Here is a 14,699-nt window from a genome sequence, read left to right on the forward strand (position 1 = left end):
AAATAGTACGTTTTTGGTTAATACACGATGTAGAAAGTGATATAATTGCAAAATGCATGTATCATTTTCTAAAGAAGGAAAAATATATAATTAGGTGATAACTTCTATGAAACAAATTTGGCGTATTTATAAGACAGATTTACGGAATGTAGCCAAACATTGGGCTGCAATTGTTATTGTTTTAGGATTAATGATTTTACCATCGTTATATGCATGGTTTAACATTAAAGCTTCTTGGGATCCATATGGAAATACAAAAGAGGTTCCCATTGCAGTTTCTAACCAAGATGCAGGTTCTAATTTAAGAGGGAAAGATATTAATATCGGGAAAGAGATTGTAGACTCCCTTAAGAAAAACAAAAATCTTGGCTGGAAATTTGTAGATGAAAAACAAGCAATTTACGGAGTTGAGCGTGGGGATTATTATGCAAGTATTACGATTCCAAAAGACTTCTCTGAAAAAATCGCAACTGTTCTGGATGAAAATCCGAAAAAACCAGAACTGGATTACTATGTGAATGAAAAAGTAAACGCGATTGCACCGAAGATTACAGCAAAAGGTGCATCAGGTATTACAGAAGAAATTAGTAAAAACTTTGTTAAAACAGCAAACGGTGAGATTTTTAAAATTTTCAATGACCTTGGAATCGATTTAGAAACAAACTTACCAAGTATCGAAAAAGTAAAAGATCTTGTATTTAAGTTAGAAGCGCAGTTCCCAGAAATGAATACACTCATGGATAAGGCGTTAGATGATGCGACTCGAGCAGAAGATATTGTGAAAGTGGCGCAGAAAGATTTACCTGTTGTAGAGAGTGTAATAAATGATGGGCAGGAAGCATTGGCGAATTTAGATAAGTTCTTTGCAAGACAAGATCAAACATTAAAAAACGCTCCAGGAACGATAAGAAATGATTTAGTAGCAGCAAAAGGCGTTATGGATAGTGCAGCTGTATTTACTAACTTTTTAATGAATCCAGGTGTGGATTTAAATATTCCTGATTTCTCTGGAATGAATGGATTACCTGAATTCCCTGCAAGACCGGACCTTTCTAAGTTGAATAATGACGGATATAAAAGTATAGCGCAAAATATTAATCAAACAGTAAATAATGTTTTAAGCTCATCACGTGCAGGAACAGCTTATGGGAAAAGTGTTTTAAATGGATTGCAAAATGGTCAGTTTGATCCAGAACAAGCAAAGAAAGATTTAAATGCAGTATCAAATCAATTGCAAGCTCGTACAGAAGGTATTTCGTATCTTATTAATGTATTTACTGAACTTCAAAACTCAGCGACGACTGATTTTGGAAAAAGCTTTTTCCAAGGGCGAGTGGATCGCCTAACTAAGCTGAAAAGTGGTATGGAAAATGCAAACAACGGTATTAAAGATATTGTAAATGTTATCGGTACAGGACAAGAAGTAAAGAAAGATGTAACAGATGTAGCAAATCAAAAATTAGATGCAGCAAATGCATTAATTGATCAAGCTGAAAAAGATTATAATGAAACGTTTGTAGCAGATTATAAAAAAGCAGTTAGCACAGTAGATCAAGCGAAAGCTAATGCGAATGAAATATACGATAATGCAAAAGCTGATTATGATAAAGCGAAAAATGGTCTAGAAAGTACTAAATCTAGTGTCCAAAAAGCACTAGAGGATGTACAAAACAAAGGTATTAATGGTTTAGAAGGTTCGAAGGAAGCCTTGAAAAGCTTAAATGGTCAATTCCAATCTGGAATCGGTTTAATTGATGATATGATTCCAGTTCTAGAAAGTACAAATAAGGTTTTAGCGGATGTAAATAGTGATAAAAACCTTAATAATGGAATCGCAAAATTAAACAAAGCGAAAAGCAGCTTACAAAAAGGTGTAGAGGCAACGAATAAGGGAATTACACTTCTTAACAATGGCCAGAAACCTACAAAAGATGTAATTGAAAGTATTAACAACGCTGCGAAGGGCGGATCAGCTCAATTAACAGATGTATTATCGACGTATGATTCAGAAATTGTACCTAATTTCAATACAGCAATTGCTCGTACAAAAGAGATGTCGAAAAATACAACTCAAATTTTAAATGATGCAGACAAAAAGCTTCCAGATGTTAAAAAATTACTAGAAGATTCATCAAAAGGCTTAGTAGACGGTAGAAAGAAATTAGTAGACATTAAAGCTGAAATGCCGGAGACTGAGAAAAAGATTAAAGAATTAGCAGATAAAATTCGTGATTTTGAATCTGAAGAGGATTTAAAAGACATCATACGCTTATTGAAAAACGATGTTGAGAAGCAAAGTGATTACTTTGCGAATCCAGTAAATTTAAAAGAAAATAAATTATTTGCGATGCCGAACTACGGTTCAGCGATGTCACCATTCTATACAGTGCTTGCATTATGGGTAGGCGCATTATTAATGGTTTCATTATTAACGGTAGAAGTACACGAAGAGGGCGCGAATTATAAGAGCCATGAAATTTACTTCGGACGTTTATTAACATTCTTAACGATAGGTCTTTCACAAGCGTTTATCGTATCGATGGGAGATATATTCTTACTCGGTACGTACGTAGTCGATAAGTTCTGGTTTGTGTTATTTAGTTTATTTATTGGTGGAGTCTTCGTTTGTATCGTATACTCACTCGTTTCTATTTTCGGAAACGTTGGGAAATCGATGGCGATTATTTTACTTGTACTACAAGTAGCAGGATCGGGCGGAACATTCCCAATCCAAATGACACCAGCGTTCTTCCAAGCGATTTATCCGTTCTTACCATTCACATACGCAATTAGCGCAATTCGTGAAACAGTTGGTGGAATGCTTTGGGATATCGTAACGCGAGATTTACTTGTGTTAAGTGCTTTCGTAGTAGTTATGATTGTTGCTGCGTTATTACTGAAAACACCAATTAACAAATCAAGTGAAAAATTTGTTGAGAATGCAAAAGGAAGTAAAATCATTCACTAAAATAAAAGGTTCCTACCGATAGAGGTAGGAACCTTTTTGTTTAATCAAATTTTAATTTTTTTAATGCTTCCGCGAATGGGTTATTTAATGGTTCTTCTTCTTTTTTCTGTTGTTTCATATATTTTTGAACGTCGCGTTTATCGGCTTTGTTTCCAGATTCTTTTTTACGTCGCTCTTGGAATGTTGATAATTTCTCGCGATAGCCACATTTACATGCGAAAATTTGGCCTGCACCCTCACCACGTAATTCTAGTTTCTTTTTACATTGCGGACAGCGAGCATTTGTTGTACGAGATACATTTTTACGATGACCACATTCACGGTCTTGGCATACGAGCATTTTCCCCTTTTTTCCATTTACTTCTAGCATTGGTTTACCGCAATCTGGACAAGACTTCGTTGAAATGTTGTCATGTTTATATTTCTTATCACTCGATTTAATTTCAGCAACAATTTCTTTCGTATAGTTCTTCATTTCCGAAATGAATACTTCTTTCTTTAATTTTCCTTTTGCAATTGCTTCAAGTTTTTGTTCCCACTCACCAGTTAGTGTAGGTGATTTTAATTCTTCTGGTACTAAATCAAGTAATTGACGACCTTTTGATGTAATGTGAATATCTTTACCACGTTTTTCAATTAAGAAAGAATTGAAAAGTTTGTCGATAATATCTGCACGTGTCGCTACAGTACCTAATCCACCAGTCGATTTTAACGTATCAGCAAGTTGTTTATTTTGCGTATCCATATATTTTGTAGGATTCTCCATTGCTGAAAGTAAAGTTGCTTCATTAAAGCGTGCAGGTGCTTTCGTTTGACCTGATGTTTGCATAAGTAACTTTACAGTTAATGTATCGCCCTTTTCAATGTGAGGTAGAATCTGCTCTTTTACGTCATCAGTTACATCATCGTCTTCAAATCGATTTTCGTATACTTCCTTCCAACCAGCATGTAAAATCGTTTTTCCGCGTGCAATGAATGTTTCATTGCCGACCTTTGTGCGTAACGTTAGTTGTTCGTATTCGAATGCTGGGAATAAAACAGCTAAGAAACGTTTTACAACTAAATCATAAATTTTGCGTTCTTTATCTGTGAATGCTGCGAAGTTAACGTATCCTTCTGTTGGAATAATCGCATGATGATCGCTTACTTTACTATCATCAACAAATGATTTGTTAGGTTTGATAGGCTTTTGTAATACTTTATGTGCGAAGGGACGGTATTCTCCAACACCACATGCTTTTAGACGTTCTGGAAGTGTTCCAACGATATCAGATGAAATGTAGCGTGAATCTGTACGAGGGTACGTTAGTACTTTATGCTGTTCATACAATTTTTGCATAATATTTAATGTTTCTTTAGCAGAGTAACCGAACTTTTTATTTGCATCACGTTGCAATTCAGTTAAATCGTAAAGACCAGGAGAGAATGACTTCTTCTGTTTCTTATCAATTTCCACAACAGTAGCATTTTGTTTATCTAAACTTTTTACAATACCATCGATTTTTTCTTTATTAAAACTACGGCTATTGCCATTTGCATCTTGCCAAGTAAGTTTGAGCTTCTCCATTGTTTGAGCTTCGATGCCGTAGTAAGTTTGAGCTTTGAAGTTCTTTATTTCATCCTCACGACTAGCAATCATAGCAACAGTAGGGGTTTGTACACGGCCGCAATTTAACTGGGCATTAAAGCGAGTCGTTAAAGCACGAGTCGCATTAAGACCGATATACCAGTCAGCTTCTGAACGTGCAACTGCTGAAGCGTATAAATTGTCATAGGCTTTACCTGGTTTTAAATTTGCAAAACCATCTTTAATTGCTTTATCGGTTACAGAAGAAATCCATAAACGTTTGATTGGTTTATTTAGCTTAACTTTATCGATAATCCAGCGTGCGACTAATTCCCCTTCACGTCCAGCGTCTGTTGCTACAATAATTTCATTTACATCTTTTCTAAGTAGCTGACTTTTTACAGCATTAAATTGTTTACCAGTTTGTTTAATAACCGTTAATTTCAAACGCTCAGGTAGCATCGGTAAATCTTCTAAATTCCACTTTTTATATTTCACATCATAACTTTCTGGATCTGCTAATGTAACGAGATGACCTAAAGCCCAAGTTACAATATATTTACTACCTTCAAGGTAGCCATTTCCTTTTTTATCGCACTTAAGTACACGAGCAATATCTCGTGCAACGGAAGGTTTTTCAGCGATTACAACGCTTTTTGACATATTAAAAACATCCTTTCAAATTTCCATAAGTTAAATATAGCATACATCTTCTTGAGATTCAGTTTCGCTCCATATTTGATCGGTTTTTAGTGGGATGAACAAAACACTCACTGATTAAAGTTTCACTTGATTATGTTTATTGTTATATAGGTTGCTTCTATATTAAATAGAAAAGTAAAGAACTTGTTATTTTAGTAGAATAAGAGTAGACTTTGAAGTAGATGAATAATAAGCACATGGGAGTTTGTGGATACAAACTGAGAGTATGGCTACTAGTCCGTCATTGACCATTTGAACCTGTTGGATAATGCCAGCGTAGGGAGAGTGTAAAAGCACATGTTCAGGCACTTTGCGTACGCGCAAAGTGTCTTTTTGTGTATCTCCCACCATTATAGTTAGGAGATGAAAAGGATGAATATGAAAGAAATTAGTAAAGTAGTGGATTTGGTGAGAGAATCTAATCCGCTCGTTCATAATATTACAAATGTTGTTGTAACAAATTTTACTGCTAACGGTTTGTTGGCACTTGGAGCATCGCCTGTAATGGCGTATGCAAAAGAAGAAGTAGCAGAAATGGCTAGCATTGCTGGAGCGTTAGTATTAAATATGGGGACACTTCGTCCTGAAGAAGTAGAAGCGATGTTACTCGCGGGTAAATCAGCAAATGCGAACAATGTGCCAGTACTATTTGACCCAGTTGGTGCAGGAGCAACTTCGTATCGAACAGAAGTTGCGAGACATATTCCAGCCGAAATAGATTTAGCAATTATCCGCGGAAATGCGGCTGAAATAGCAAATGTTATTAATGAGAAATGGGAAATTAAAGGGGTAGACGCTGGTACTGGAAATGGCAATGTTGTAAGTATTGCAAAGCAGGCAGCAGATGAACTAAATACAGTTGCGGTCATTACTGGAAAAGAAGATGTTGTTACAGATGGAGAGAGAACTATTGTTATTCGAAATGGTCACCCTATTTTAACGAAAGTTACGGGAACAGGTTGTTTACTAACTTCTGTAATAGGAGCATTTGTAGCAGTGGAAAAAGATTATGTAAAAGCAGCAGTAGCCGCATTAACGTTTTATGGTGTAGCTTCGGAACTGGCAGCTGCTAAGGCGGTAGAAAAAGGGCCTGGTAGTTTCCAAATTGAATTTTTAAATCAATTAGCGAATACAACTTCAGGTGATATTGAGAAGTATGGGAAGATTGTGGAGTTAGAGTAAGAGGGAGTGAAAGAAATGGCACGCATTGAAATAGATAAAATGTCTAAGCTATTGCAAGTGTATTTTATTATGGGAAGTAATAACTGCACGAGGGATCCTTTAGCTGTATTGAAAGAAGCGTTAGATGGTGGAGTGACAATTTTTCAGTTTCGCGAGAAGGGGGAAGGTTCTTTAATCGGAGAAGATAGAGTGCGCTTTGCAAAAGAATTGCAGACGCTTTGTAAGGAATATAGTGTTCCTTTCATTGTAAATGATGATGTAGAATTAGCCATTGAATTAGATGCAGATGGTGTTCATGTTGGACAAGATGATGAAGGAATTACATCTGTTCGTGAAAAAATGGGAGATAAAATTATCGGCGTATCTGCTCATACAATTGAAGAAGCACGTTTTGCAATCGAAAATGGAGCGGATTATTTAGGTGTTGGTCCTATTTTCCCAACGAGTACGAAAAAAGATACGAAAGCGGTTCAAGGAACGAAAGGATTAGCTTATTTTAGAGAACAAGGAATTACAGTGCCAATCGTTGGTATTGGTGGGATTACAATTGAAAATACAGCGGCAGTTATAGAGGCGGGTGCGGACGGTGTTTCAGTTATTTCAGCAATTAGTTTAGCGGAATCTGCGTATGAAAGTACGAGAAAATTAGTTGAAGAAGTAAAGAGAAGTTTGTAGGGAAGGAAGTGTAGTATTTTAAGTGCTACATGAAGAAATAGACTGCCCAAAATTTAAACAAATATTTGATTAAAAAAGCCCAAACCTTTTTAAATAAAGGTTTGGGCTTTTTCTTTAAAACATAATTGAAATTAAGAGCATTCCAATTCCGATAGAAGTAAATGTTGCAATTAGGCCCGGAATCATAAAACTATGATTTAATACGTATTTACCGATACCTGTTGTACCAGTACGGTCAAAGTTAATGGCAGCAACGATTGTTCCATAGTTTGGAATGAAGAAATATCCATTTACTGCAGGGAACATCGCAATCAGTAGCGCTGGTGGAATACCAAGAGATAGTCCAAGTGGCATTAAGGCACGAACTGTTGCTGCTTGGCTGTACAGTAAAATAGATAGAATGAATAGTGCGATAGCAAATAGCCAAGGTGCACTTGTTACTAAATGCTGAATGGATCCTTGAATCATATTTAAGTTTCCATTAAAGAAAGTATCTCCCATCCAAGCGATACCGAAAATAGCAACAACTGCTGTTGCTCCTGCTTTAAAGACGTTACCAGATACAATGCTTTCTACATTTGGTTTACAGAAAATAATAATAAGAGCCGCGATAGTTAACATAACCATCTCAATTGTGTTCGGCATGGAAAGACGGGCTAACTTCCCATCAACTATCCATCCTGGACGAAGTGCTTCAAATGAACCAAGAAGTACAACAAGGAAGGTTCCTACAAGGAAAAGGATAACTGATAAATTTGCGCCCTTTACACCTACAAATTCTTTTTTCTCTTCAAGCTTAGGAATTAATCCTTCTTTTAATCGTTTTAAGTATTCAGGGTCTTCATTTAATTCTTTTCCCATCTTACTAGCAACAAATGCAGCTATCATACAAGCGATGAAAGTAGAAGGGATACTTACTTTTAAAATATCTAATAAGGTGATTTTATAGTCAGCTAACATTGCTAAAAGTGCAACTGTTGCAGCTGATATAGGACTAGCTGTAATTGCTTGTTGGGAAGCAATTACGGCAATTGACATTGGTCGTTCTGGTCTAATTCCGGATTCGCGAGAGACTTCAGCGATAACAGGAAGTACAGAATAAGCAACGTGACCAGTTCCTGCACAAAGTGTAAATAAATAAGTAACAATTGGAGCAAAGAATGTAATGCGTTTTGGATTTTTTCGTAATGCCTTTTCAGCTAGATGAACAAGGTAGTCCATTCCTCCAGCGGCTTGCAAAGCACCAGCAGCTGTAATTACTGCCAAAATCATAAGCATTACATCGATAGGAGGCGCCGTTGGTTGTAAGTGGAAGACAAAAACGAGTATTGCCATACCAACTCCACCCATTACTCCTAAACCAACTCCGCCTAGGCGTGCACCAATAAAAATACAGAGTAACAAGGTAAGAAATTGTAGCCAAAACATGATAAACTACCTCCGAAATTCATTAGTTAAGATATATTCGAATAGTTTAATTTGAATGAAAATTAAATAAATACCCGAAGAAATCCTTGTTATTTATACATTTTTTATTATATAACATAAAAAAAGTAACATTCACGTACTTTTTGAAATTATTTTGAAAAAGCAATTCATTAAAAATTTGTATTTATATCTCTAAATAAGTAGACATTTTGATTTATATGTTGTAATCTTTGAAAGAGAATAAATTAATTCTCATAGAACTCCCATATCGTTCAACTCGTTCAGCGAGAAAGGCAAACTGATGGAAACATGAGGACGCAAAACTACAGGAGCTAAGGTCGAAAGGCTACGCTAGCCAGTTACCGGACGGATAGGGTTGGTCTTGGCCAATGCTTTTACATTGGCTTTTTTTTATTCTCGAACATATTGAGAAACATTTTCAAACAAAATATTCATATATTTTGTTTTTTTGTTTATGTTGATTAAGGAAGGTGGATATTAATGAAAAAATATTGGCATAAGTTATCGTTCCTTCAAAAGAACGTCTTATTAACCGTATTAGTTATTTTGACACTTGTTGGAAGTATGGGTGCATTAAGTTTCAACATGTTTCAAAATAGTATGATGTCTTTATTTGAAAGGCAGTCTATTGAAACAGGAGAAATAGTATTGAAAAAACTGGATGTAGAATTAGTTAGAGACATGGCGAAAGATCCTACAGCCGAAAAAGTGAAAAAAGAAAAGTTAACAGAGAAATTAGATGAAGTATCAAAAGAATTGAAAAGCGTTGGACAAACGTATGTTACAGGAGCAAAGCCGAATGAAAAGCGAGAATTACAACTCGTTGGTTTGACTACAGAGTTAACAAATGCGTTTCCTATAAAGCCGGGAGATTATTATGAACAACCCGCTCATTGGATGAAGGCATACGATAAAGTGATTGATACGAAAAAGGCTCAAATGACAGAAGTATATGAAGATGAAATAGGTTCGTGGGTGACAATATTAGAACCAATTACAGATGGAGAAAACAATATTGTTGCAATTATTGCGGCTGACTTAGATGCTTCCATTGTTCCTATTACAAAAGAGAAGTTTATGATACAGGGCTTACTCTTCATCATTATTTCATTAGCAATTGCGACTATTACTCAATTCTTTATCGTGCGTCACTCGCTAGCTCCATTAAAAGATTTACGAGAAGGGTTACGTAAAATTGGTGAAGGTGACTTAAGTATTAAATTAAAAGAAAGACCAGATGATATTGGAATTATTAATGTTTATTTCAATAACACGATTGAAAAATTTAAAGGGATTATAGATAAAGTAAGGCAAACTGCTGAGCAAGTTTCTTCTTCTTCACAAGAATTGTCGGCGAGTACAGAGGAAAACAGCATGGCAGTTCAAGAGATTGCAAGTTCTATTGAAGGTTTAAGAGTAGGGGCACAGTCTCAAAAAACTTCAGTACAACAATGTTTAGGAATTGTACATGGAATGGAAGATAAGGTAGAAGAAATAACTGGGGCTGCAAAACAAGTTGCGGTTGCTTCTGAAGGTATGGAACAACATTCAATTGAAGGTAATGAAGTGATTGGACAAATTATTAATCAAATGAGTTTAATCCAAAATGCAGTACAAGATTTATCTTCCATCATTTATTCGTTAGAAACAAGGTCAAAAGAAATTAGTGATATCGTAACTGTAATTACAGGTATTTCAAATCAAACAAATTTATTAGCTTTAAATGCTTCTATTGAGGCTTCACGTGCTGGAGCAGCTGGAAGAGGGTTTGCAGTTGTTGCTGATGAAGTACGAAAATTAGCAGAACAAACGGAAGCGTCTGCAAAAGATATAGCGAAATTGATTGGTGAAACACAAGCTGAGACAGAAGATGCTGTAGTTTCCATGCAAAAAGGTTCAAAAGAAGTAGAAACTGGAATTTCGCTTGTTCAAAGTAGTGGAGATTTCTTTGAAAAAATCTCAAAATCAGCGCAATCTGTTACAGATCAAGTAAAAGCTGTTTCCGGTAATTCGAGTGACATTTTACAAAATAGCCAGAATATTGTTCAAGTCGTAAATGAATTATCACATATTGCAAATACTTATGCCAACAGCAGTAGTAATGTTGAAGAAAGCATGAAAGAGCAAGAAATATCAGTACAAGATATTGCAGAATTAGCGACTTCTTTAAGTTGGCTTTCTCAGGAATTACAAGAGCTTATTGGTGAGTTTAAAAGCGAATAAGGAGAAAGTTCAATTCTAATCAAGGGGGTATCTCCGCTACTGATTATGAATTGAACGAATCTGCCCTTTAATAAGGGATGAAAAAGGTGTGAATTTTCACACCTTTATTATATTTAAGAGAGGAATTTACATAAATATGAAATTAGCAATTTCTTATAATGAGATGGTAAAAGAATTTTTAGGAAAAGTAGAAGGAAGTATTAAAATACCTAAAGATGTGCAAGGAACAGAACTTAGGATAAAAAGGAAAACGGAACTGTTTTCAAATTTGACTCACATTGTAGATTTAATAGGAGCGACTGCAACGTGGTTATATCATATTTCTAAAGAAAGACATATTGTCGTGCTTTATCATGTAAGAGGAAATTTATTTCCAATTACTATTGAAGTTTCTAATTTTCTCTCCTATGAAAGTTTAAATTTACAAATTGAAGAGCAACTGGAGCAAATTAAAGAAATGAATGAGGAAGAAATAGAAGAGTTTCAAAACGGTAATACATTATATGAAATGTCACCTATTATTATTGGTGAAACATATTATGAGCTAAAAGACACGAATACATTACAATTTGTATTTAGTAAAAATATGCAAAGTGTAGAAATAATATTTAATAGTGTTAATTGGAAAGAGACAACGATTACTCGTTATGCACAACAAATACAAGGTGTTTTAGTTGATATATCACAAAATACTAATAAGCATATAAAACATTTTAATATTATTACAGAGGCCGAGATGGCACTTTATAGTCAAGTGAATGATACGACAGCAGTATATCCTGAGAAAAGTATCGTCGATATGTTCTATAATACTGTTACTCAATTTCCAAATCGTATAGCTTTATCTTCAAGGGAAGGTACTTTAACTTATGAGGAGCTAAATAAAAAAAGTAATCAAATAGCTCATATGTTAATTAAAAACGGCGTCCAATTAGGAGACTATGTTGGAATATTTATGAAACGTAGCATAGACACAGTAGTAAGTATGGTAGCTATATTAAAAGCTGGTGCAGCGTATGTTCCGATTGATCCAGATTATCCGGAAAGTAGAATACAGTACATTATTCAAGATAGCCAAGCGAAAGTTATATTGATGAAAGAGACGCCTATAACATGTGATGGGGTTCAAACAGTTTCATTGTATGATAGTGAAACTTATGAAGATATAGATGTAAAGTTGTCTATTCATTGTGATGATGTAGCTTATATGATTTATACATCGGGTTCAACAGGGAATCCAAAGGGAACGATGTTAGCACATAGAGGCGTTGTTAATCTGTACACTTGGATGAAAAAGCAATATGAATTGACAGAAGAGGATGTATTTGCTCAATTTCCTTCCTTTAGTTTCGATGCTTCTGTATGGGAGTCATTTGCTTCTTTATTCTGCGGAGGAAACTTGTATGTACTATTAGAGGAAGAGCGATTGTCTGTAGAGGCATTTGCAAATGCAATCTATAAAGTGAAAGCAACTTCAATCTTGGCATTAGCAACAATTTTTGTTCGACAAGTAGCAACTTATTTAGCAGAAGAAGATATATATAAGCTAGCTTCCCTAAAAAGAATTGCGATTGGTGGTGAAATGTTGCCTGTAGAGGTTATTAAATTGTGGAGAGAAAGAATAGGTACAAATGTTGAAATTTATAATGTATACGGACCGACAGAATGTACTGTAGTGACGACAACCTATAAAATACCTAGTCAGTTAAATGAGGATGTTGCGAGTATTCCCATTGGTAAACCATGTGCTAATTATCAAGTTATGATTTTGGATGAGAATATGAATCTTTGTCCAATTGGTGTACCTGGTGAATTATATATAGATTCAGTGGGATTAGCAAAAGGGTATTTTAATAAGCCTAATAAAACAATTGAAGCTTTTATTCCGAACCCTTTTAATCCTATAGTTAATATATATAAAACAGGTGATATCGTTAAGTTGCTAGAGGATGGAAATATAGAGTTTTTACATCGGAAAGATGATCAAGTAAAAATTAGAGGACATCGTATTGAACTAGGAGAAATCCAAAGTAAAATTTCTCAAAATCATAATATAAAAGAAAATGCTGTTTTTGCTAAGAAGAGTAAGGAAGGTAGCCAATATTTAATCGCGTTCTATACAACTTTAAATAAAAAAGAAATACCAGAATTAGTTTATCAGTTACAAGAGCAATTACCAGATTATATGGTGCCATCTAAACTAATTTATATTAATGAATTACCACTTACACCTAATAAAAAGATTGATGTTAAGAAGTTAGCTCAGTTAGAAGAAAAGTATGAACCGGTTCGGCTACAAGAATATGTTGCACCTTCTAATAAAGCAGAAAAACAAATAGCGAACGCCTGGGCGGAAGTATTAGGAATTTCAAAAGTTGGAGTGCATGATGATTTCTTTACAATTGGTGGACATTCATTAAAAGTATTACGAGTCTTAACATTGTTAAAAGAAGATTTCTCACATTTAACAATTCAAGATTTCTTTAAAGAAAGAACGATATATGGATTAGCTCGAATTGAGCGAGAAGTAAAAGTAGAGAAAGAAGAAGTATTTCGTGAATATAAAGTGATTCACGAGCCAGATACTATCACGTATGCAAACGTTTTGGAAGAAACCCAGATTTCAAATGTCTTTTTAACAGGAGCTACTGGTTATTTAGGATCACACATATTATATGAATTGTTGAGAGATACATCTGCTACTATTTATTGTTTAGTAAGACCAACCAAAGATGTGCAGCAAAGAATTATAGATACATTAACAGGCTACTTTAATGATATATGTGAAGAATGGTTACAGCGTATACAGGCCGTAGCTGGTGATCTGGGAGAAGAGTATCTTGGGATGAGCGAAGAAGAATTTATGTTCATCAGTTCTAAGATGGATACGATAATTCATTGCGGTGCAGATGTAAGACATTTTGGAGATGTAAAACAATTTGAAAATATAAATGTCCAAGGAACTAGCCGTATGCTAGCATTAGCGGAGAAAGGTGCTACATTCCATTTTATTTCTACAATTGGTATCCCGTTAGAATTAGCGGTAGATCAATGGGATACATACATGAAAACTGGTGATTTTAATTACAGTGTAGACTTAGAGAATGTATATTCAAATAGTAAACTACAAGCGGAAAACATTGTTCGTGAAGCAATGAAAAATGGTTTGCGCGGAAATATTTATCGTGCAGGTAATTTAGCATGTCATTCAGAAACAGGTTCGTTCCAACAAAATATTGAAGGAAACGCATTTTATCGTCTTATTAAAACAATGCTATTAATTGGGAAAGCACCAAATGTGAAGTGGAAAGTTGATTTCACACCAATTGATTTTGCTAGTAAATCAATTGTATCGTATTTACAAGATGCGCAAATTGTAGGAGAGACGTTACATATTTGTCATCCACATCAAATTGAGTTTGAACAATTTATACAGCTAATTGGAGAGTGTGGATACAATCTTGAAATGGTTCCACTTTCAGAATATGTAAATACCGGACTTGCATTAGCGAAGGGAAATGAAGTAATAGCAGAGTTAATTGCTTCTCAAGTTGCAGGAGATGGAGCACAGCAATCTGAAATTGTAATGGGTACGCGTAGAACGAATGAATGGATTAAGAAAAAAGAATTGATAGTACCAGCAATTAATAAAGAATTTATACAGCAGTTATTAGCTCATGGTGAAAAAGTTGGTTATTTTCCAAAAATAATGAAATGATTATGCATGCTTTTGTTTGTTCAATAAAATAAATCATGCTACAATGAAAACGAATTAAGGACCGGGGAGCCAATTGGCTGAGAGGATGTAAGTAAACATCGACCCTCAACCTGATCTGGATAATGCCAGCGTAGGGAGTTACTTAAAGTGATGTAGCATATGTTATTCTGTAATAACTTGCATACAAGGCTTTCCTACGCAGTAGGAAAGCCTTT

General features: G+C 35.0%; 7 protein-coding genes and 3 riboswitches. Of the genes, 5 read left to right on the forward strand and 2 right to left on the reverse strand.

Translation table 11 applies throughout. From position 1 onward, the window contains the following. Positions 1-106: 106 nt before the first annotated feature. A complete protein-coding gene (locus DN407_RS02185) occupies positions 107-2,968 on the forward strand; it encodes a YhgE/Pip domain-containing protein (RefSeq protein ID WP_000810074.1) in 2,862 nt (953 codons plus the stop codon). Positions 2,969-3,008: 40 nt separating this feature from the next. Here DN407_RS02185 and topB read toward each other — a convergent pair whose 3' ends face one another. Beyond that, positions 3,009-5,198, reverse strand: coding sequence for a DNA topoisomerase III (topB, locus tag DN407_RS02190; RefSeq protein ID WP_000047299.1), 2,190 nt, complete (start codon positions 5,196-5,198; stop codon positions 3,009-3,011). 226 nt (positions 5,199-5,424) lie between these two features. Beyond that, positions 5,425-5,537, forward strand: a riboswitch (TPP riboswitch). A gap of 72 nt (positions 5,538-5,609) precedes the next feature. Here topB and thiM point away from each other — a divergent pair. Further along, on the forward strand, positions 5,610-6,419 hold the full coding sequence (gene thiM, locus DN407_RS02195) for a hydroxyethylthiazole kinase (protein ID WP_149215970.1): 810 nt from the start codon (positions 5,610-5,612) through the stop codon (positions 6,417-6,419). Positions 6,420-6,434: 15 nt separating this feature from the next. Then, positions 6,435-7,094: a thiamine phosphate synthase gene (gene thiE / locus DN407_RS02200; protein WP_000090961.1), complete on the forward strand. Its 660-nt coding sequence runs from the start codon at positions 6,435-6,437 to the stop codon at positions 7,092-7,094. A gap of 114 nt (positions 7,095-7,208) precedes the next feature. Here the strand turns inward: thiE and DN407_RS02205 are convergent, their stop codons facing one another. Continuing rightward, the gene (locus tag DN407_RS02205) at positions 7,209-8,522 is read right to left on the reverse strand and encodes an anaerobic C4-dicarboxylate transporter family protein (protein WP_149215971.1); all 1,314 of its coding nucleotides are present in this window, start codon (positions 8,520-8,522) and stop codon (positions 7,209-7,211) included. 282 nt (positions 8,523-8,804) lie between these two features. Beyond that, a riboswitch (cyclic di-GMP riboswitch) is annotated at positions 8,805-8,889 on the forward strand. Between the two features lie 134 nt (positions 8,890-9,023). Between DN407_RS02205 and DN407_RS02210 the strand changes: the two genes are divergently transcribed. Both DN407_RS02210 and DN407_RS02215 read left to right on the forward strand, forming a co-directional pair. After that, complete coding sequence (locus tag DN407_RS02210; RefSeq protein WP_000761081.1) at positions 9,024-10,766, forward strand: methyl-accepting chemotaxis protein; 1,743 nt, start codon at positions 9,024-9,026, stop codon at positions 10,764-10,766. Between the two features lie 136 nt (positions 10,767-10,902). Then, positions 10,903-14,484 (forward strand): non-ribosomal peptide synthetase family protein, encoded by a 3,582-nt coding sequence (locus DN407_RS02215; RefSeq protein WP_149215972.1) that lies wholly within the window; start codon positions 10,903-10,905, stop codon positions 14,482-14,484. Positions 14,485-14,536: 52 nt separating this feature from the next. Beyond that, positions 14,537-14,638: riboswitch (TPP riboswitch) on the forward strand. Positions 14,639-14,699: the final 61 nt, after the last annotated feature.

Source organism: Bacillus sp. JAS24-2, assembly GCF_008274905.1.
Lineage (GTDB): Bacteria > Bacillota > Bacilli > Bacillales > Bacillaceae_G > Bacillus_A > Bacillus_A cereus.